Origin of the sequence: Citrobacter sp. XT1-2-2, assembly GCF_023516235.1 — a bacterium.
In the GTDB taxonomy this organism is placed as follows: domain Bacteria; phylum Pseudomonadota; class Gammaproteobacteria; order Enterobacterales; family Enterobacteriaceae; genus Citrobacter; species Citrobacter werkmanii.
Genome location: NZ_CP097324.1, coordinates 3,932,923 through 3,953,903, shown reverse-complemented (window position 1 = coordinate 3,953,903; position 20,981 = coordinate 3,932,923). Strand labels below are relative to the sequence as shown.

Here is a 20,981-nt window from a genome sequence, read left to right as displayed (position 1 = left end):
AAATAATTTAACTATCCAGTATCTTGTTAACCATCATTAAAATGGGTGCTGCATTTTGGTCGCTATGTAACTTGTATATTTTTACAATGTCGTTAATGATTGTTTTAAGTAAGGCTCGATATATTGGGCCTATAGTTTTTACGTTTTTTCCTGAATCCGGTTTAAGTAATAGGCCAATTATTTTTATTGGGCTAAGTTTCTGGGTGTTTAATGATTGATTCCTGATGAGAAATATATTTAGTATATGTCTGATGTTAATGTACATGCTTTTTATCGTATCGGGATTTGTTAATTTGTCCGATAATTCTAAGAGTGAGTTGATAGCATCGAGACAACACCTTATCGACTGTACCTGCATAGGAGAAGTCGTGATAGCACCATTTCTTATATAATGAATATGAAGGTTTTTATTTATATGTTTTATTTTTTGTGTTGGGTTTAATAATAAAAGAGCCGTGGTAAAGTATTCATCTTCGAATGTTTTTTGCAAAAAACGTAGGTCGCTATTTGTTTGTCGCTTATAAGCATATGCCCATACAACTGCGGGATAACCGTAGCCATACTTAACCATATATTGTATCGATTTATTATAGAAATCCTCCGTTGTGAATGTCTTGTTATTAATAGGCTCAGGTCTTTTATAATACATTAACATTTTTTTGTCTGGTTTTTTCTCATCGGAAAATATTATTTTTGATGAAAAAGCAACTATATCAGTTTTGTTTTTATTAATCTCATTGCAGATTTCATACAAACAATTTGGCAGCAATTCATCATCAGAATCGAGAAAAAGAATGTAATCACCAGTTGCATTATTTAACAGATGGTTTCGAGCATTACCTAATCCTTGATTAGGTAATGTACTGAGGCGGATTTGTTTATATTTATCGTTATATTCAGCCAGAATAAATGGTGTTCTGTCCGTTGATCCATCATCAATTATATCTAGCTCATAATTACTATAGGTCTGATTTATAACAGATTTTAGGCATCTCTCAATATGCTTTTCGTCGTTGTATACCGATACGATGATACTTATTTTAATTTCCACATTGAATTCCGTTAATTTCTTGTTATTTAATCTTTCTGAGATGACGGTTTTTTAAAATATTTAGTGACTAATTAAATATTTTCTTTCTTAAATTCAACCATAGACTATTAGTTGGTGAGGGTTCATCTAATGAAGTAGCAATCTCATGCGCTGCCCTTTCCCCGGCATTACCATCCATAAAGGCATCGCAATATTGATGGCGAATTTCATTTAGACGCGTCTCTAACGAGGTCCAGTCAAAAGTATTCGCTAACACAAGACGTAACGTTTGAATATTATTGGCTACAGGGAGAATCTTGCGAATATGGCATTCGGCATTTTGCGGAGTAGCCAATTCTCGTTGTTCTTCCGGGTGCGAGTTAGTTTCTGTGCCGCAAAGTAAAATAACGCGCTTATTCATATGAAGAGCGTCAAAAGCAAACTCACTGCTCTCAGTCAAGACGTAATCAACTTGTGCAAGAAGTGCCAGCAGCAGTTGAGGGCTATCGATTCTTCTCTTTAAATGTCGTTGTGCCAGCGCCAGTGAAGGGGCTTCACTTGGGTTATAACAAGTTTCGTGATGGAGCATGGTGACAATATTATACTCATGGCAGAGCCGTCCTAACTGTTCTGCCCACTGTGGGAGCGAGCTTAGGGTGCCATATGTTGGAAGATAAAGAATAGTCTGCTTTTTAGCATTCAACTTAAGACTTGTCGGGAGCATTTTTACGTAAGTGTCGTTGTGCCACTCATCAAAGCGTGGATTTCCTACCAGTTTCGCTTTTCCTCCGATATCCAGTGCCTGCTGACTGTAAGGGCTATGACAAAGGATACGATGATAAAAAATATTCCACCAGGCGTGATTTCGCTCTTCTTCCATCTGACCATGTATTGCCCGGATGTGTATATCAGAAAGGTTGTTGAGCAATGGCGTGTAATAGGGGCTAACAACACATTTATAACGCTGATGTCGTTCCAACACTCCAGAAAGACGAGCGCCTCCTAATGCTGGGTCATCAATGGTTGCTATCATTGCCAGCATCTCGTCCATGAATGACTTATGGACCCGGTCGTTTATCAGTAGTGAGCAGGGATGGCCCATTTTCTGTAGAGCGGCAATAATTGGACGGTACGTCGTGTAATGCGAAGCCTTCTCCAGATAGAAACCGATGGTATTTACCGCTGCAACATTACGTGGATAAGGCGTATTCGCAAGCGTGGTATGGTTTGTCGGTGATTTATTAACTTTATTAAAGTAAAAACCAATGTTATCGGTTACTTTTTTCTCAATATCACTGTACCCAACCCGCTGGTAGCAGATACTTGGGTAACAGGCTAGCCATTTTCCTGTGTGCAGCAACGGTTGCCATTGTTCTTCGGGCGTAGCAGAAAGATCATCTGCCATTTGTTGCGCCAGCGTGGCGTAATATTGACTGTTAACCAGATACGCGCAGACCTTATGGCAGTCCCGGGCATGAACCAGCCCTTCCAGGCTTTTTAGCACCGAACCTTGTTTAATCTGTCCGCCCAGAATAATCACTTCCCAGGGAAGCTTAGTTAACGTTCCCAGAAGAGTACTCAAGACGCGGGTATGTTTTTCCTGTTTCAGGATAACGCAGTCATCCTCTAACAACAGGTAATTCTTCCAGCCTTTTAGCTGTGCCATTTGCAGCGCCTGCAAGTGCGAATGACGGCGGCCCAACAGGCCATTGGTTTCTTCGCAGGCGGCAAGACGGGTGATCTTATCTGTCGGAACGTTCAGTTGCGCCAGTTCCTGTTGGATCTGACTCAGACGATCGATTCGTTTATCCAGGTTGATGACGATGATCTGATCGATGGCCTCCCACTGCATCGGTGAGTTGTGCGTGGCATTATGCAGGCTTTGATACCAATTTTTGAGCATGGGATCGGCAACCCACTGCTCAATGTTCCCTTCTAAAGGTTCACTTGAACCAAGGACAAAATCTTTATCAAAGGTGTTCTGGCTGTGCGATACACAGATAATTGTCCGTTCTCCGGGTAACTGGAGCGGCTCAACGGTGAATTTATTGGTGAACCCTTCTTCCTCGCCTAAATTGCATTCATCAACGTAGCGGTGTTTTTTCAAATAATTGCGGTGATAGCAAAATGTCCCGTTCAAAATATGTCTTTTGCCGAAAGAATGCGTCTTAAAGATGCGGTTGATATGGCTATACCAGATGGGGATCTGATCCGAACCAGAAATTAACGCCCGGTGGCGCAGCATCATGTCGATGGTGTAAGAGATTTTATCTGATGGGTAATAGTCGTCGTCATCCATGCAAAGAATATACTCACCTAACGCCAGCTCATTGAGCATATTGCGTTTTCTGCCCAGGTCGAGCTTTTCCGGATGATAGATATAGCGAATATTAAATCTCTCTGGGTGGTTTTGCGTCAGCCTGTCAATGACCGACTGATGGCTTTGTGGGGAATCATCAAGGATCACCAGCTCCCGACGATCGGCAGGGTAATCCTGGTAGCGGAACATATACAGTAAATAGGGTAAGAAAGCGGCGCGGTTCCATGTTGGGGTAACGACGCTGACAAACGGTTTTTCACGGCCAGTATCCAGCGTTTTGACAATGCCGGTCAGGGCGGAACGAGCTTTAGAGGTTTCAGGCATGGTGATGTGTATTCGCGGTTCGAAAAAGGACCGGGCATTCACCCGGTCAACAGGTGCTAACGTGTAATCAGGGAAAACGCCGAGAGCAGAGGGTCTCCCGGCAATATGTTCACAATATGCTGGCGCAGCGAGATGGCATGCTCGCTATTGCGCCACGCTTCAAACAGCGCGAAAAGGGCATAAATTTCGTCGTGGCTTAATGCGGAACCGTCCAGTGTCCACAGGCAAAACAGTGTACGAATCATAAAGACGTCAGCGACCAACCAGAAGAAACGCTGGAGCGCGCTTTCATCGTCATGTTGCGGGAAGGTATCGTGATAAAGGCGATAAATCAGATAGTTACTGAAAATCCAGGCATCCTGCGCGAAATAGCGCTCCCAGGTCATTAACCACTGATCATGCAATTGCTGTTGGAGCAAGGCTTCACTGTTAGCATCTTGCAGCATCAGCAGGCTTACCTGCAGGGGCAAGGTCAGCTTACGCGCGCTTTCCGGCAACAGTTCCCAATTGAAATCGCAGTTGCCCATTTGGGTGATCATTTCCCGCTGCAACTGGGGCAGACTGGGCAGTTGTGCGAATTGCTCCTGCAGTTTTCCACTTTGCGCATGGTCAGCCAGCACCTGCGGTAGCGAAGCCAGCTTTTCCAGCGTCTCGTCGCTACTGTCTGGGCATTTCTCACAAAAAGAGAGCATGATGCCCAGCGCATAGAGGCGCAGCTCCGGTGACAAGCCTGGCAGGGTAATGGTATTCAGAGCAGATTGATTCAATACTTGATCGCGTGGGGATAACGTCGGGCTGTCAGGGGCGGCCGCACATTTTGAATGATGCAAGACAAAGGCATTGGGATCGCCTAATGCAGCCTGGCAGCTGGCCGGATCGGTTAAGACCAGACTCTGACGAACTTCCGTTTTCCAGCGCACGTTGACCAGTAAAGCGGAATCCGGATGGTGGGATAAAAACAACCGGACAAAGTCAGGCTCGTAACAATCAATCATACTCATAATGTGTTCTCAGTAATCCCAATATTCAAAATCTGGCTATGACAGTGCAATATCCATGCCTGAATTTTAATTATATTTATATCAATTGGTTAGATGAGGCGCGGAAAGCCGGTTTCCGCGTCAGGGAAGGAAGTTTTAGCGCTGGTAAATAAAATCGGGCTCAGTACCTAAAAAAGCCTGAATAAATTCATACTGACGGATCAGCAGATCTCCGTTTTTTTCGTTGTACATCTTGCAGCGTTTCGCTTTTTGCTCAAGGCTTTGCCACCAGCCCTCTGCGGCAGTTTTCTGCACGCCCGGCAGCCAGCTAAAGACCTGTTCTATCCCTGCACGATTGACGCTTACGCCCAGCAGTTGCAGGAGCGACCGGCGCTGTTGGCTGCTGTTTTGCAACTGCTCATAATGCTGTTGAATAAGTTCATTGACGGCCAGTAGTTCGTCGCTGTCGCGACGGATCATACACAGACGTTGTTGTTCCAACTGGTGTCTGAGCGCGTCATACCGCGTCCCGTCCTCGCGGATGCCCTGAAGCAGAGTTTTCACCTGCTGTAGCCTGGTACTCACTGTTGTAGCCTCTTATTTCTGGAAAAAGCTGAGCATGTCCCCAGCCAGTTGATCGGTATCAACCTGCAAATCGCCTGAGGCCAGCATGGCCTGCATTTGCGCCACTTTGTCGTAATCAACGTCACTTTGCGTATCACTGTTCAGCGTTTGCTGCGCCGTTTGTAATCCCGCCTGAGTAATATCGTCGGCGGAAAGCGATGCGGAACTGGACGCGCTCGTCTGCACGCTGCTCTTGTCTGCACGCGCCTGTTCGGTTGTCGATGCAGGGCGATTGCCTGGCAGAGTTGGGGTAATTTTCATAGCAACCTCGTACATATTCCGTTGGGTTGGTTATCTGTTATTGGCTAAAAGCGACGGCAATAGAGGAAAACTTTAATCCCATCACAAAAAATCCCCGCACTATTCCGCCGTCAGCGTGGTGACCACGCCGGTATCGTCCACCATCCCGCTAATGATCCGCTGGCTGCTGCTGTTGCGAATTTTTATCACATCCCCTTTACGACCATTCTTCAACGCCACGCCCGGCATTGAGGCGGTGATCCCGGCCATGTGGGAGACGATCATCACTGGCTGGTCGCGTTTGACCAGTACGGGCAGTACCAGCTCGCTACGGGTAATCGGTTTGCCCGGTTGCAGGGCGCGCTTACTGGTGAGACCAATCGCCTCATCGATATTCGTCATCAACCCTTCGCGCTGGTTGCTGATATTGAATTTTTTAAGCTGCAGGTCGTCGGCGGTGATTACCGTATCTCGCGCAATCAACGACTTTGGCATGACCACCGGAATCGACACATCGGGGCGTACCGCCACGTTAAATTGCCAGCCATTGCTGCCCGGACAACTGACCACAAAGTTCATTCGTGACAGGACCATCTCCGGTGATGTGCTTGAGGTAACCTGCGGCGCCGACGCGCATAGCGCGCTGGTACTCACGGCGGAGGGAATATAAATATTGAACGTGTAGCGATAGTCCTGCCACTGCTGTTTGCGCGCCAGCGCGTCAATTTCATGACTGGCGGCATTGAGAATCTGCGCGTTGATCTGTTCCCGGGCGCTGTGCTGAATGGGATGGACGGCGGCATATACGGGTAAGCCACAGCATATAGCCAGCATCATTTCCACGGCAAAGAGGAAAGAGGGCTTCCTTCTGTGAGGGTGTCTTTTCATAAAGTCATTTCTCATCAATCACTTAAAAGTTGGCATACATATTGCTTATAACAGCGATATCTACGCAGGAGTGATGCAAGAAATGGGAATCAGTTTTCAGCAGGCATTGGGTGTACATCCGCTGGCAGTGAAGTTACGTCTTGAGAGGACCGAGCTACTGACTGCGAATCTGGCAAACGTCGATACACCAAATTTCAAAGCCAAAGATATTGATTTTGCCGCTGAGATGCAACGGGCAAGTCGTACAAATGTTCCGCCCGAGGTTGACGTGAAATACCGTGTGCCGATGCAGCCTTCAGAGGATGGCAATACCGTAGAGCTGAATACCGAGCAGGCCCGGTTTTCACAAAATAGTATGGATTATCAAAGCAGTCTGACTTTTTTGAATCTGCAACTTAGCGGCATCAAAGAGGCCATTGAAGGGAAATAACCATGTCGTTTACTGATATTTACCAGATTTCCGGTTCGGCGATGACGGCGCAAACCATCCGTCTGAATACCGTCGCCAGCAACATGGCGAATGCGGAATCTCCTGCCAGCAGCGAGGCGCAGGCCTATAAGGCGCGCAGCCCGGTTTTTGCCGCGGTTTACAACAATAGCCTGATAGGGGGACATAACCGTCACGCCATTGATGGCGCCAGCGTACAAGTGCAGGACGTCATGCAAAGCGGCGGGGCGGTGAAGCGTTATGAGCCGCATCACCCAATGGCGGATCAGAACGGTTTTGTCTGGTACCCGGACGTCAACGTGGTCGAGCAAATGGCTGACATGATGTCCGCATCACGTGATTTTGAAACCGACGTTGATGTGCTGAATAACGTCAAAAGTATGCAGCAAAGCTTACTCAAACTGGGAGAAGTGTAATGAATACCCTGGCTCTGTATGCCCAATCTCAGGCGCTGGCTTCTTCTCAGGAGAAGACGACGGCGGTTGCTGAAAATAACGTCGGCGCCACGGCGCAAAGCACTAATGTGGGAGACAGCAGTTCTTCGACAACGTCGTCAACGACGGATACCAGCGACACCAGCAGCACCACAACAACCACCACGTCCACCGAAACCTCGGCGGTCGACACGTTTCTGACGCTGTTTGTGGCTGAAATTGAAAACCAGGACCCGACCGATCCCACCGATCCTACGGCCTATATCGATCAGCTCTCCTCAATGGCGCAGGTGGCGATGATGGAAGAGATGAGCGTCCAGGCCAACACCAATGCCGTGCTGATGAGCAACATCCAGGTGATGGCGCTGGGAAATATGGTCGGCGACGACATCATGGTGCAAACCACCTCGCTGGATATCGAAGACAACAGCAAGGCGATCCAGGGGCGCGTCACGTTGGATGACAGTTGTACCGATGTGGATCTGCACTTTACCGATGAAGCGGGTGATGACTACACCGTGTCGCTGATCCCGGAAGGTGAAACCTCCGTTGGACCCGGCCAGGTGGACTTCGACATCAATCCTGCGGATTACGGCATCCCGCCGGGCGATTACAGCGTTTCCGTGGTGACCAATACCGGGGAAGAGGAAGTGCCGATCGAGGTGACGGGCCAGGTGGAAGATGTGCGTATTCCGCTTGATGGCAGCACGCCGGTGCTCAACGTTGACGGCGTTGGCGAAGTGCCATTCACCATGATCACCCAGTTTGGCGTACCGGACAGCACCGACGGAACCAGCGGTTCCGATGACACCACGCCGCCAGATACTGACGACGGAAGCGATAACGCCAACAGCAATATGGTGCTCTGATTTAGTTAATCTTACAGGAAGAAACAATGAGTTATGAAATTGCAGCGACGGGGCTAAACGCCGTCAACGAACAACTGGACGGCATCAGTAACAACATCGCTAACTCCGGTACGGTGGGTTATAAATCAATGACCACCCAGTTCTCCGCCATGTACGCCGGGACGCAGGCGATGGGCGTGAGCGTGGCCGGTTCCGCACAAAGTATCTCCACCGGTGGCTCGATGGTTTCAACCGGCAATGCGCTGGATTTAGCCATTAACGATGATGGTTTTTTCGTCATGTGCGATAGCGCAGGGAATATTTCCTATACGCGTGCCGGCTCTTTTGTGACCGATAAAAACGGCTATATCGTCAATGCGTCCGGTGATTACCTGCAAGGTTATCCGGTTGATGACAGCGGCACGCTGCAAACCGGTACCGTCACTGATATCCAGATTAAAACCGGCAACATCCCGGCGCAGGCCACCGATAGCATGACCTTCACGGCAAACTTTGACGCCAGTGATGAAACGATCGATCGCACCAGCGTACCGTTTGACGCGAACAACAGCGATACCTATACCGACAGCTACACCACCACTGTGTATGACTCGCTGGGTAACGAACACTCGGTTAGCCAGTATTTTACCAAAACCGCCGATAACACCTGGGAAGTACAGTACACCTTTGATGGTGAGGCGCAGAGCGGCGTCCCACCGACCACGCTGACCTTCGACTCAAATACCGGCAAGCTGACATCGCCAACAACACCGCAAACCATCACGTTCACTACTGATGACGCTGCGCCGATTTCGATGACCATTGATTACTCAGACTGTACTCAGTACGGCTCTGATTTCTCGGTGACAACCAACTCCGCAACCGGTTATGCCTCGGCAACGCAGAACGGCGTGCAGGTGGATGATGACGGTAAAGTTTACGCCACCTACAGCAACGGCGAACGTATGCTGCAGGGGCAGGTCGTGCTCGCTACCTTCCCGAATGAGAACGGACTGGAAGCGGTAAGCGGCACAGCCTGGGTACAGACGGGCGAATCCGGCACGCCGCTAATTGGCACGCCTGGCTCCGGCTCTTGCGGCACGCTCTCCTCCGGCATGCTCGAAAGCTCCAATGTGGATATTACCAACGAACTGGTCAATCTCATGACCGCCCAGCGTAATTACCAGGCGAACACCAAGGTGATTTCGACCAGTACGCAGTTGGATCAGGCTCTCTTCCAGGCGATGTAAGGCTAAGAAATGGATCGGTTGATTTATACCGCACTCAGCGGAGCCACCCAGACGCTGCTCGAGCAGCAAATTAGCGCCAATAACCTCGCCAACGTTAACACCAATGGTTTTCGCGCGGATATGGCGATGGCGAGCAACGACAAAGTAAAAGGCGGTGGTTTTGATACGCGTTTTATGGCGAAGGAGAGTCCCAGCGGCGTCAATGACAGCACTGGCGTGGCGGAAAAAACCGAACGCCCGCTAGATGTTGCTATTCAGGGACCCGGCTATATCGCCGTGCAGGATAAAGCGGGAAACGAGGTGTACACCCGTAACGGCAATATTCAGCAGGACGATCAGGGGCAACTGACCATCGACGGTAACGTGGTGCTCGGGGATAACGGCCCGATTATTTTACCGCCAAACGCGATTGCCTCTTTCGGCAGCGACGGCACGCTCTCCGTCACGCCTGACGATGGCGATGTTACTGCAACGATGGATATCGATCGCCTGAAGCTGGTGGATATTCCGGTCGCCAATCTGGCGAAAAATAGCGAGGGGATGCTGGTCACGGCGGACGGCGTACCGGCGCAGCGCGATGAGAACATCAAAGTGAGCGGCGGCTTTCTGGAAGGCAGTAACGTGTCTGCGGTGAGCGAAATGATGTCATCTATCGCGATGAACCGTCAGTTTGAAGCGCAAATCAAGATGATGAAAACGGCTGAAGATCTCAGCGACTCAGGCAACAGGCTGCTACGCGGCTCCTGAGTCGTAGCCTTTAATCAGGGATAAAGTTTTATGAATGCAGCGTTATGGATCAGTAAAACCGGCCTGTCGGCGCAGGATGCTGAGATGAGTGCGATTGCCAACAACATCGCCAACGTCAATACCACGGGCTTTAAGCGCGACCGCGTGATGTTCCAGGATCTGTTTTATCAGACTCAGGAAGCGCCGGGCGCCATGCTCGATCAAAATAACATCATGCCGACCGGAATGCAGTTCGGTAGCGGTGTTCGTATTGTGGGAACGCAAAAAACCTTCACCGAAGGGAATGTAGAAACCACCGACAATACGATGAATGTGGCCATCATGGGACAGGGGTTCTGGCAGGTGCAAAAAGCCAATGGGGATATCGCTTATACCCGTGACGGCAATATGCAGGTTAACGCTGATGGCGTGCTGACCAACTCCCAGGGGTTGCCGTTACAGCCGGAAATTGATGTGCCAGCGGGTTCAACCAGCGTGTCATTTGCTTCCGATGGCACGGTGAGCGCGATTTTACCCGGCGACAGCGATCCCACTGAGCTGGGACAGCTAACGCTGGTGAATTTCGCCAACCCGGCCGGGCTTTCAGCCGAAGGCGACAACCTGTATCTGGAAACGGCGGCCAGCGGTCAACCGACGGAAGGTATTCCGGGGGAAGATGGTCTGGGAACGTTACAGGATAAAGCACTGGAAGGCTCGAACGTGGACATCGTCAACGAAATGGTGGCGATGATCACCGTACAGCGCGCCTATGAGATGAACGCCAAAATGGTCTCTGCGGCAGACGATATGCTGCAGTTTATTAGTCAGACACTGTAACTCAAGAATGTGAAATGCCGGATGGTACAGCGCCATCCGGCAGAAATAGGCAGAACGTGAAAAATTATCTCTGGCTGATGGTACTGCTTCCCCTGTTAAGCGGGTGCGAATCGCAGGCCCTCCTGGTCAAAAAAAATGACGAATTCTTTGCTCCTCCCAAAACGGAAGCGCCGCCAACGGCGGATGGTCGCGCGGGGGGCGTGTTTGAAACGGGGTATAACTGGTCGCTGACGGCGGACCGCCGCGCCTATCGCGTGGGCGATATCCTGACCGTGATGCTGGAAGAATCCACCCAGTCGAGCAAACAGGCGAAAACCAATTTCGGTAAGAACAATACCGTCGACATCGGCGCGCCGACGCTGTTCGGACATACCAAAGATAACCTTTCCGCTTCCGTAGACGCCAATCGTGACTTCAACGGGACGGCGACCTCGCAGCAGCAAAACAGTTTGCGCGGTGAAATTACGGTGTCGGTACACTCGGTACAGTCGAACGGTATCCTGGAAATTCGCGGTGAAAAATGGCTCACCCTTAACCAGGGCGATGAGTACATTCGCCTGAGTGGCCTGGTGCGCGCCGATGACATTCAGAACGACAACTCCGTCTCATCGCAGCGTATTGCGGATGCACGCATCTCCTACGCGGGCCGTGGCGCATTGAGCGATGCCAATGCGGCGGGCTGGTTGACGCGTCTGTTTAACCATCCTCTCTTCCCGATCTAAGCAGGATTTTGATATGCAACACTTAAGCGGGCGCTGGATGAACGCGTTAAACGGCATCGTGATCGCCCTGAGCCTGGCGCTGCCAGGCGCGGCGCAGGCGCAATCTCTGGAATCGCTGGTTAACGTCCAGGGGGTCAGGGAAAACCAACTCGTCGGCTACAGTCTGGTGGTCGGTCTGGACGGAACCGGGGATAAAAACCAGGTCAAATTCACCAACCAGACAATTACCAACATGCTGCGCCAGTTTGGTGTACAACTGCCGAGCAAAATCGATCCGAAGGTGAAGAACGTTGCGGCGGTGGCGGTCAGCGCGACGCTACCGCCCATGTACTCGCGTGGGCAGACCATTGACGTCACGGTCTCGTCGATCGGCGATGCCAAAAGCCTGCGCGGCGGCACACTATTGCTCACCCAATTACACGGCGCGGATGGCGAGGTTTATGCCCTTGCGCAAGGGAGCGTGGTGGTCGGTGGGATGAACGCGACCGGGGCCAGCGGCTCCAGCGTCACCGTGAATACCCCCACCGCCGGGCTGATACCAAACGGCGCGTCGGTAGAACGGGAAATTCCCAGCGACTTCCAGATGGGGGACACCATTACGCTCAATCTGAAACGCCCCTCCTTTAAAGATGCCAATAACATTGCCGCGGCGATCAACGCGTCGTTTGGCGGCATTGCGACGGCACAAAGCTCGACCAACGTTATCGTCCGCGCGCCAACCAGCCCCGGCGCGCGCGTGGCCTTTATGTCTCAGTTAGATGACGTCCAGGTGCAGGCGGAAAAAGTTCGGGCTCGGGTGGTGTTTAACTCGCGTACCGGTACGGTCGTTATGGGCGATGGTATCGCCCTGCATGCGGCGGCGGTATCGCATGGCAGTCTGACGGTTTCCATCAATGAAAGCAGCAACGTCAGCCAGCCGAACGCTTTTGCCGGTGGTCGTACGGCGGTGACGCCGCAAAGCAATATTTCGGTGAATCATGCCCGTCCGGGGATGATCAGTCTGCCAGAGTCCAGCAGTCTGAAAACGTTGGTCAACGCGCTCAATAGCCTGGGGGCAACGCCGGACGACATTATGTCTATTTTGCAGGCCCTGCATGAAGCTGGTGCGCTGGATGCCGATCTGGAGGTGATTTAATGGCCGACATCAAGGTGAATCATAGCGGGGGCATTGACGGTAGCGATGCGTTAATGGGCCCCAAAATCAAAGATAACGATTTGCAGAAAGCTGCCCAGCAATTCGAAGCCATCTTCTTACGCAACATGCTGAAAGAGATGCGTAAAACCAATGAGATCTTCGACTCAAAAGATAACCCGTTTAACAGCGACTCGGTACGCATGATGCAGGGATTTTATGACGATCAGCTGTGCAACAGTCTTGCCCAACAGCACGGCATTGGCATTGCGGAGATGATCGTCAAACAGCTTTCCCCTCATCACCAAGGATAAAGGTTGCGCGGCGGCTTAAGAACTGCGGTTTTTTCGCCGCTCTTAATCGGCAAGGTTGTTAATGACAGACCGGGTAACTGACCGGCGAGGACGCTTTGATGGATATGATTAACATTGGCTACAGCGGCGCATCGACTGCGCAGGTGGAGCTTAACGTAACGGCGCAGAACACCGCCAACGCGATGACTGACGGTTATACCCGGCAGGTTGCCATCACCAGTACCATTGGCGCGAGTTCCGGTTCAGCGAACAGTGCGGGTAACGGTGTGCAGGTTGACAGTATTCGCCGGGTCTCAAACCAGTATCAGGTTAACCAGGTCTGGTATGCCGCCAGCGATTATGGCTATTACAACACCCAGCAAGAGTATTTAACACAGTTGGAAACCGTCCTCAGCGATGATAACAGCAGCCTGAGCGGAGGATTTGATAACTTTTTTGCCGCGCTAAACGAAGCCACCACCAGCCCGGATGATTCCGCCCTGCGTGAGCAGGTGATCAGCGAGTCCGGCGCGCTGGCGCTGCGCGTGGATAACACCCTCGATTACATCGACTCGCAAAGCAGTGAGATCGTCAGCCAGGAGCAGGCGATGGTGGCGCAGGTGAACACCCTGACTACCGGTATTGCCAGTTATAACCAGCAAATTGCTGAAGCTGAAGCCAACGGCGATAACGCTTCGGCGCTGTATGACGCCCGCGATCAGATGGTGGAAGAGTTGAGCGGCATTATGGACGTTCAGGTCAATATCGATGATGAAGGCAACTATAACGTCACGCTGCAAAACGGTCAGCCATTGGTCAGCGGGCAGGAGAGTTCCACCATCGAACTGGATACCAACGCCGATGGCACGCAGAGTATGTCGTTAACGTTTGCCGGAACTACCTCATCCATGAACACCGATACCGGCGGCTCGCTGGGCGCGCTGTTTGATTATCAGAATGAGGTGCTGACGCCGCTGACGGGAACGATTAACAGCATGGCGGAGCAATTTGCCGATGCGGTTAACACCCAACTGGCGCAGGGCTACGATCTGAGCGGTAGTCACCCCGATGACCCGCTGTTTATTTATGATGAAAACTCATCAGATGGCCCGCTGGAGGTGAATCCCGCTATCACCGCCGATGAGCTGGCATTTTCCAGTTCGCCGGACGAAAGCGGCAACAGCGATAACCTGCAGGCGCTGATCAACATCTCAACCGAACCGCTGGAAATTGAAGGACTCGGTAGCGTAACCATTGGCGAGGCTTGTTCATCGATCATCAGCAATATTGGTATCTACAGCCAGCAAAACCAGACGGAGGCCGAAGCCGCAGCGAACGTGTACTCCGAGGCACAGAACCAGCAGAGCAGCGTGAGCGGTGTCAGCATGGACGAAGAAGCGGTCAACCTCATTACCTATCAGCAGATTTATGAGGCCAACCTGAAAGTCATTTCCACGGGCGCAGATATTTTCGACTCTGTGCTGGAAATGTGTAGCTAACCGGAAGGGGAATGAAAAATGCGAGTCACTGCCCAGCAGTCTTATGTGTCTATGACGCAGAGTTTTAACGACCTTTCCAGCGATCTTTCTCATGTCGTCACGCAGATGGCGACGGGGAAAAGCATTCTGTTACCGTCTGACGATCCGATTGCGGCGACCCGTATCACCCAGCTTAACCGCCAGCAATCGGCCCTCGACCAATATCAAACGAATATTGATTCCGCTTCGGCAGGGATGAGCCAGCAGGAATCTATTCTCGACGGCGTCAATAACGATCTGTTGGCGATTCGCGACGATCTGCTGGAAGCCGCGAACGGCACCAATACCGCCGGCTCGCTATCCAGTCTGGGGCAGGATATCCAGTCAATGACTGAAGCGATGGTGGCGGCGTTAAATTACCAGGATGAAGACGGGCACTATGTGTTTGGTGGGACGGTGAACGATCGGCCGCCGATTGTCGCGGTGGATGAGGACGGCGACGGCGTGACCGACAGCTATACCTACCAGGGGAATAGCGAGCATCGCCAGACCACGGTTTCCAATGGCGTCGAGGTTGACACCAATGTGGCCGTCAGCGACTTTTTCGGCGATAGCCTGGATGTGCTGAATAACTTAACGTCATTATCGAAAGAGCTACAGGATCCGTTGGTTGACCCTACCGATCCGCAGGTGCAAAGCGATATTCAGAATGCCATCGACACGGTAGACGTGGCCTCTGATGAGCTCAACGCCTCCATCGCCACCATTGGTGAAACGCAGAATACAATGACCATGCTCAGCGATGCTCAGACGGATATCTCAACGTCCAACGATCAGCTTATCAGCCAGTTGAGCGATCTGGATTACGGCCCAGCCTCCATTACCTTTACCGGACTGGAAATGGCGATGGAAGCCACCTTAAAAACCTACTCTAAAGTGAGTGAGTTGAACCTTTTCAGTGTGATTTAACAGCGAGCAGTAGCTCAGGAATAGTATGCAGGTCGGTTTAAATACAACGTCACTCTCCGGTAGCGGAGCGCTTAATCCTTCTGTGCAGCAGCATACCGTTGCGCAGAATGCCCCTGTCCGTCAAAAGTTACCCGCAACGGCGAGTGATTATCCGGCCTCACCGCTTATTACCACCCGGCCTCAGCGTTATAGCGTGCAGCTTAACGATCAGCTCACCACGCTGCAGCAGGCCGATCACTATCTGGGACAACTGGAACAGCATTTGCTGGATTATCGCCATGCCTCGCGCCGTGGCGGGCAGGCGCAGCAGCAAAAGGGCGCCGAACTTACCCAGTGGCTGGATAAAAGAACGGCGTTATCCGGCGGCGCGGTGGACAGGCAACTGCGTCCGGTTTTGCAGGGCGAGGCGCGAGTGACCTTTCACGCGCCTGAACTGGCGCAGATGCTGCAAAAAGATGCCATAAGCTCGCGCATGTTTAGTGTTTCCGATGGGCGGCAAACGCAGCACTCGGCGGTGGTGGTGGGAGAGGATATGGATCCAGGCCAGTACAAGATAATGATGAGCAACGCGCTGCGTCGCGTCGGCGTACAGGTGCACGATCGGCAGGGCACGTTAACGTTCTCCACCACGGAAAAGCAGTGGTCACAGATCCAGCAAACCCTGAGCGTACGCGATGTCGGTGCGAAGTCATCAGCGTTTACCCCGCTGAAAACATTTGCCGATCCCTCACGTTCAGAGGAGCTTCAACAGTATGTAGCACAGGGCGGAGCCCGAACTCAGGACGGATTACAGCAGGCGTTGGATATTATTGGCGATCAACGTGCGCAAATGGCTGCCCAGCAGGAGAAGGCCCGGCAGCTCATTGACGGTATGGCGCGTTTTCCACAGGCAGAAAGTGCGGTAAAAGCCTCTGAATCATTGGGTGGGGTTTTGGATCATGCTAATCACAATTATCAGGTATTAGCACAGGCGGTGAATGGACAAGCCCGACTTTCCAGCCAGACTGTCCGTAGTTTATTAAGTTAATTCTGCTGGCATGCTTTGGTTGAAAAGTTAAATACAGAGGGGTCTGTGATTAACAGACCTCCGACATCCCGAGTAAAAATCAAATTTTGCTGCGGAGTTATATGGAGCCACCATGTATGCAGGTTGTGCTCAGTGACAAATGCCCCGAAATTAGCCATACGAGAATCGTTTTGATCGGTTTTGGTGGTACTAAAGTGAAACTCACCCTGTTTATATGAGCCGGTATAATGATTAATACACGACGCTACTTTAAACGTAGAGGGCATTTTATTATTTTGCTCCAAAGGGACGAGAGTGATCGTGGTGCTTTTATCCAGAGAACTTGCGATAAGTTCATAATGTACGTTTTTGCCAGTAGTAAGGTCGTAATTGGCAATGACCGTATTTTCAATGCGGGCATGGGCCGTAAATGTGAAAAATAGCGTGAAAGCAGACAGGGCAGGGAAAAAGAAGTTATTTGCATTTTGGCATTTCATTTAACATTTTCTCCACTTCTTTAATTAAAATACCATTCATTTCATTATCTTTATTTAGCCAGTTGTCAAAGCTTAGCGCTAACTGCCACTTATCATTGCATTGATTGCTAAGTACAATATCAAGGGCGAGTTTGTTCAGTGAGACCCGATAATACAAGGTCATCGAGGCGTTATGGCTTACCAACAGTGGATTGAGCTGCTCGATACCGGGAAGAATATGCGTTGAAACAAGCGATGATGATTTCTTATTCTCACCCGGGTCGTAAAGTTGATATACCGTAACATGGTTGGCATTTTCAAGCGTCTCTTTAACCAATTGCGGAGCTTCTTCCATTTTAGTGACAGACGGTGCTTTAAAATAAGAGATTAAAATAAACAACGACAGCGCGATAACGATAACGGGTAAGGTAATCAGAACGGCTCGATAAGGATGCCGCCTGATGGCCGTTTTTCTCTGGTTTCTTGACGATAGTTGACTGTTAAGTAAGGGTATTCCCCCATGATTTGTTGATGGAAGCATTTCATCAAGCGCAGGGGACTCAACAATCTCGGTACGTTTCTCGACCTCATCAATGGTGCTGTCATCAGCCACAGTTTCATTAAGGTCAATAGTTTCAGTGAGGTAGTTCTTATTAAATAAATACCCTTTTTTAGGTATGGTTTTTATAATTTCTTGCTGTTTACCGTCATCATCGATCGCAACGCGCAGCGCATGAACGGCTGTCGGCAGGCTATTTCCACCGACGATGCGATTCTTCCATACTGCGCTCATTAAATATGACCGAGATAAAACGACATCGGCATTTTTAGCTAATGTCTCTAACAGAATAAAATGGTATTCGCCCAGGCGACGTATCTCGCCTGTTTCACAATGGATTAACGCATTAAGCGAGGAATCCATCCGCCAGTTGTTGACTACGATACTCATCGATTTGTATACCCGTGCAAGATTTTATATCCCTGGTGTCACACCGTTAAAAATCAGTGCATTAAAATTCTGGAGAAATTGAAATTTCTTTGTGCTGTGAAGCTGCAGCTGAATCGCTATTGAGTGTTTTTTATGCTGTCCAAAAAAGGATTTGAAATGTAGCGAAAGTGCCCGAGACTCACAATATAAAAGTACAGGGTATTTGCAACTAAATGTAAAACATGGCTATAACCAGGCTTTTTAAAGTGATTTCATCCAGGGATAATCTTATTCTTATCAAAAAGTTAACCCGTGTGGCGCGTAAGCAACCAAGCCGTTATTAGATATTTCTAATAATCTTTTAATTAAATCTTGATTGAGATCTTCCTTAGACGGTGGTTTTTGGGGAAGGTAGCACGCAAAGCTAAAATAGAGGTGGAAGCATTTTTATCTCGCTAATGATGTTGTGTAACGCGTCAAAAAAAATTTCTGCAGCGCTTTAAGTTTTCCAAACGGGTGGTCGTTTTTACAGAGTATCGAAACGAAAACGATTATTCCCAAGGAGCAGTACCATGTTATCGATTAATACCAATACCGCATCAATGTCAGCTGTTAATGCTATCAACAAAAGCAGCACTTCACTGTCTACCTCTATGGAACGTCTGGCGACAGGTAACCGTATTAACTCTTCTGCCGATGATGCTGCGGGCAAACAAATTGCCAGTCGTATGACCTCCCAGTCCGATGGTATGACCGTCGCGCTGCGTAACATCCAGGACGCAACGGCGATGCTGCAAACTGCAGACAGCATGTTTGACGAAATGACCGACGTGCTGGGTCGTATGAAAGATCTGTCCACGCAGGCTGCGAACGGAACCTACAGCACCGATGACCTGCAGGCGATGCAGGACGAATATGATGAACTCGGCAAGCAGATGTCCGATATGCTGGAAAACACCACTTACGGCGGTACTAACCTGTTTGGTAATGCAAGCAACAGCAATACCGGTACTTCTGGTCTGTTCACTGGTTCTGTTCAATTCCAGGTGGGAGCAGAAGCTTCCGATAAAATGACGGTGAACATTTCCGACCAGCTGGATAAAGTGGTTCAAGATCTGTCCGGTCTGAGCGCTACCTTTGATGACGACTGGAGTGCAAGTGGCGGCGTAGGGAGTGATACCGCAACCGGAACTGAATTGATGTCAACGGCTAGTGCGAACAGCAACATTACTGCGGTTCAGACTGCGATGGATGATGTTGCTACAATCCAGTCCAAACTGGGTGCATCTATCAACCGCCTGAACGACACCGCCGCCAACCTGACCAGCATGCAGGACAACACGGAAGTCGCCATCGGTAACATTATGGATACCGACTACGCGACGGAAGCCTCGAACATGACCCAGCAACAGGTGTTGATGCAAACCGGTATCACCATGCTGAAACAGTCCAACAGCATGTCCAGCATGGTTTCCAGCCTGCTACAGTAATTTCGTTAAGTGGTGAAATGACGCCATTCACAACACCGCCGACTGGCGGTGTTGTGCTTTCCGCCGCAAAGAATATGTCTGAAATCCTTCCTTAATGGAGGAAAATCGGTTTCCGTTGTTCTGGTAATGCATTGAATTTAAATAACAAATATATTGGCACGAATTTTGCTAATAGCATGAATAACATTGCACGAGGTCACTCATTATGAGCTATACGAGTCCCATCCAAAAATTAGCCCAAAAATTTGCCTATGCTGATATTGCCACGCAGGCAGCAAACCTACAGAACGAGCAGGCTGATCTGGACGCCGAGAGTAATGGCCTGGACTCGCTTAGTACCGCGCTCACAGACTTTCAGACGGCAATTGATGCACTGAACAGCGATACCGACGGTCCGCTGACGTTTTCTGCCACCTCGAATAATGAGGCGAATACGGTGTCAGCAAACTCACAGGCGCAGCCAGGGACCTATTCATTTTATGTCACTAAACTGGCGCAGGCGCAGCAGACGACCTTTAGCATGGGCGATGACACGTTTAGCGCATCCGGTACGTTTGAGCTAACGATGGATGATGGCACGACCATGGATATCGATCTCGCGGCTGCCGATGAGGATGGCGACAGCTTTATTGATGCCAGCGAACTGGTTGATGCGATTAATAACTCGGATGACAACCCTGGCGTGTCGGCGGCACTGGTTAAAACCGATGGGACAACCACCATCATGCTGACTTCCGATACCACGGGAGCGCAAAGCAAATTCTCAGTAAGCGTAACGGGAAATACCTCTTTCTCTGATCAGATTACAGGCAGCAAAAATAACGTCACAGAGGCGCAGGACGCAGAAATTCATCTGGGGAGTCAAACGGGTCCTGCAATCACCAGCAGTAGCAACACTTTTGACGATGTGATCCCCGGCGTAACGATGACGTTTTCCGAGGTCAGCGATCCTGATGACCCTTCCGATCTGACGACCTTTACGGTTGCGGAAGACTCTGGCGGCTCACAGGAAAAGGTACAGACCTTTGTCGATGCTTATAACACGCTGATCGACACCATTGACTCTCTCACCAGCTACGGCGATGACGACACCGCGGCCGGGGTTTTTGCCGGTGATGCCGGGATGAATTCGCTGGCAAACCAAATGGATGATATCGCTCACGCTTCATACGGCGGCGTATCGATTGTCGACTATGGCATCACGCTGGATTCCGACGGCCACTTACAAATCGACTCCACCCAGTTCAGCGAAGAAATGGAAGAAAATCCGGACGGTTTGACCTCTATTTTTGTTGGGGAAGACAGCATGGTCGCGCAAATGGACGACCTGATGGACAGCTATCTGGATTCCAGTAACGGCATCATTGCCATGCGCCAAGAAAACATTGACGACCAGCAGAGCAAAATCCAGGACGAAAGCGATCAACTGACTGAAACCTATAACACCAACTACGAGCGCTATGTGGAAGAGTACACCAATACGCTGGTTGAGGTGTACACCATGAAAGTGAGTATGGCCGCGTTTATGTAACCGGCCG

At 50.2% G+C, this 20,981-nt stretch carries 22 protein-coding genes; 14 read left to right on the top strand and 8 right to left on the bottom strand.

From position 1 onward, the window contains the following. Positions 1–7: 7 nt before the first annotated feature. From M4I31_RS18850 to flgA, 6 genes are all read right to left on the bottom strand, one after another. Entirely contained in the window at positions 8–1,051 is a 1,044-nt protein-coding gene (locus tag M4I31_RS18850) for a glycosyltransferase family 2 protein (protein WP_170973678.1), read from the bottom strand. 67 nt (positions 1,052–1,118) lie between these two features. Further along, a complete protein-coding gene (locus M4I31_RS18845) occupies positions 1,119–3,674 on the bottom strand; it encodes a glycosyltransferase family 2 protein (RefSeq protein WP_085047737.1) in 2,556 nt (851 codons plus the stop codon). Positions 3,675–3,730: 56 nt separating this feature from the next. Further along, the gene (locus M4I31_RS18840) at positions 3,731–4,675 is read right to left on the bottom strand and encodes a lysine-N-methylase (RefSeq protein ID WP_085047736.1); all 945 of its coding nucleotides are present in this window, start codon (positions 4,673–4,675) and stop codon (positions 3,731–3,733) included. Between the two features lie 135 nt (positions 4,676–4,810). Further along, positions 4,811–5,239 (bottom strand): flagellar protein FlgN, encoded by a 429-nt coding sequence (flgN, locus tag M4I31_RS18835; RefSeq protein WP_038637617.1) that lies wholly within the window; start codon positions 5,237–5,239, stop codon positions 4,811–4,813. Between the two features lie 12 nt (positions 5,240–5,251). After that, positions 5,252–5,539 carry a flagellar biosynthesis anti-sigma factor FlgM gene (gene flgM / locus M4I31_RS18830; RefSeq protein WP_038643000.1) on the bottom strand — a complete coding sequence of 96 codons (288 nt, stop codon included), beginning with the start codon at positions 5,537–5,539 and terminating at the stop codon, positions 5,252–5,254. Positions 5,540–5,638: 99 nt separating this feature from the next. Further along, complete coding sequence (gene flgA, locus M4I31_RS18825) at positions 5,639–6,406, bottom strand: flagellar basal body P-ring formation chaperone FlgA (RefSeq protein ID WP_085047735.1); 768 nt, start codon at positions 6,404–6,406, stop codon at positions 5,639–5,641. 82 nt (positions 6,407–6,488) lie between these two features. Between flgA and flgB the strand changes: the two genes are divergently transcribed. From flgB to M4I31_RS18765, 12 genes are all read left to right on the top strand, one after another. After that, on the top strand, positions 6,489–6,836 hold the full coding sequence (gene flgB / locus M4I31_RS18820; RefSeq protein WP_042310529.1) for a flagellar biosynthesis protein FlgB: 348 nt from the start codon (positions 6,489–6,491) through the stop codon (positions 6,834–6,836). Positions 6,837–6,838: 2 nt separating this feature from the next. Then, positions 6,839–7,270, top strand: a complete 432-nt coding sequence (gene flgC, locus M4I31_RS18815; protein ID WP_006685942.1) for a flagellar basal body rod protein FlgC — start codon at positions 6,839–6,841, stop codon at positions 7,268–7,270. Continuing rightward, positions 7,270–8,157: a flagellar hook capping FlgD N-terminal domain-containing protein gene (locus M4I31_RS18810; RefSeq protein WP_085047734.1), complete on the top strand. Its 888-nt coding sequence runs from the start codon at positions 7,270–7,272 to the stop codon at positions 8,155–8,157. The genes flgC and M4I31_RS18810 overlap by 1 nt, the downstream gene beginning before the upstream one ends. A gap of 26 nt (positions 8,158–8,183) precedes the next feature. Beyond that, a complete protein-coding gene (gene flgE, locus M4I31_RS18805) occupies positions 8,184–9,386 on the top strand; it encodes a flagellar hook protein FlgE (RefSeq protein ID WP_085047733.1) in 1,203 nt (400 codons plus the stop codon). Between the two features lie 9 nt (positions 9,387–9,395). Continuing rightward, positions 9,396–10,133, top strand: coding sequence for a flagellar basal body rod protein FlgF (locus M4I31_RS18800; RefSeq protein ID WP_038637629.1), 738 nt, complete (start codon positions 9,396–9,398; stop codon positions 10,131–10,133). A 30-nt stretch (positions 10,134–10,163) separates the two neighbouring features. After that, a complete protein-coding gene (flgG, locus tag M4I31_RS18795) occupies positions 10,164–10,949 on the top strand; it encodes a flagellar basal-body rod protein FlgG (protein WP_038637632.1) in 786 nt (261 codons plus the stop codon). Between the two features lie 56 nt (positions 10,950–11,005). After that, a complete protein-coding gene (gene flgH, locus M4I31_RS18790; protein WP_038643004.1) occupies positions 11,006–11,671 on the top strand; it encodes a flagellar basal body L-ring protein FlgH in 666 nt (221 codons plus the stop codon). A 13-nt stretch (positions 11,672–11,684) separates the two neighbouring features. Continuing rightward, complete coding sequence (locus tag M4I31_RS18785) at positions 11,685–12,806, top strand: flagellar basal body P-ring protein FlgI (protein WP_085047732.1); 1,122 nt, start codon at positions 11,685–11,687, stop codon at positions 12,804–12,806. A gap of 8 nt (positions 12,807–12,814) precedes the next feature. Beyond that, the gene (locus M4I31_RS18780) at positions 12,815–13,117 is read left to right on the top strand and encodes a rod-binding protein (RefSeq protein ID WP_110498852.1); all 303 of its coding nucleotides are present in this window, start codon (positions 12,815–12,817) and stop codon (positions 13,115–13,117) included. Between the two features lie 98 nt (positions 13,118–13,215). Beyond that, positions 13,216–14,595, top strand: a complete 1,380-nt coding sequence (gene flgK, locus M4I31_RS18775; protein WP_085047731.1) for a flagellar hook-associated protein FlgK — start codon at positions 13,216–13,218, stop codon at positions 14,593–14,595. Positions 14,596–14,613: 18 nt separating this feature from the next. Next, complete coding sequence (gene flgL, locus M4I31_RS18770; RefSeq protein ID WP_085047730.1) at positions 14,614–15,543, top strand: flagellar hook-associated protein FlgL; 930 nt, start codon at positions 14,614–14,616, stop codon at positions 15,541–15,543. A gap of 25 nt (positions 15,544–15,568) precedes the next feature. Further along, the gene (locus M4I31_RS18765) at positions 15,569–16,570 is read left to right on the top strand and encodes a flagellar hook-associated protein (RefSeq protein WP_085047729.1); all 1,002 of its coding nucleotides are present in this window, start codon (positions 15,569–15,571) and stop codon (positions 16,568–16,570) included. Here M4I31_RS18765 and M4I31_RS18760 read toward each other — a convergent pair. Together M4I31_RS18760 and M4I31_RS18755 are read right to left on the bottom strand one after the other, a co-directional pair. Beyond that, the gene (locus tag M4I31_RS18760) at positions 16,567–17,046 is read right to left on the bottom strand and encodes a hypothetical protein (RefSeq protein ID WP_085047728.1); all 480 of its coding nucleotides are present in this window, start codon (positions 17,044–17,046) and stop codon (positions 16,567–16,569) included. The genes M4I31_RS18765 and M4I31_RS18760 overlap by 4 nt on opposite strands. Continuing rightward, on the bottom strand, positions 17,024–17,974 hold the full coding sequence (locus M4I31_RS18755) for a transcriptional regulator (RefSeq protein ID WP_085047727.1): 951 nt from the start codon (positions 17,972–17,974) through the stop codon (positions 17,024–17,026). The genes M4I31_RS18760 and M4I31_RS18755 overlap by 23 nt, the downstream gene beginning before the upstream one ends. 551 nt (positions 17,975–18,525) lie before the next feature. Between M4I31_RS18755 and lafA the strand changes: the two genes are divergently transcribed. Together lafA and fliD are read left to right on the top strand one after the other, a co-directional pair. Beyond that, the gene (lafA, locus tag M4I31_RS18750) at positions 18,526–19,443 is read left to right on the top strand and encodes a lateral flagellin LafA (protein ID WP_085047726.1); all 918 of its coding nucleotides are present in this window, start codon (positions 18,526–18,528) and stop codon (positions 19,441–19,443) included. A gap of 205 nt (positions 19,444–19,648) precedes the next feature. Beyond that, positions 19,649–20,974 carry a flagellar filament capping protein FliD gene (gene fliD, locus M4I31_RS18745; RefSeq protein ID WP_085047725.1) on the top strand — a complete coding sequence of 442 codons (1,326 nt, stop codon included), beginning with the start codon at positions 19,649–19,651 and terminating at the stop codon, positions 20,972–20,974. The last annotated feature ends 7 nt before the right edge of the window (positions 20,975–20,981 follow it).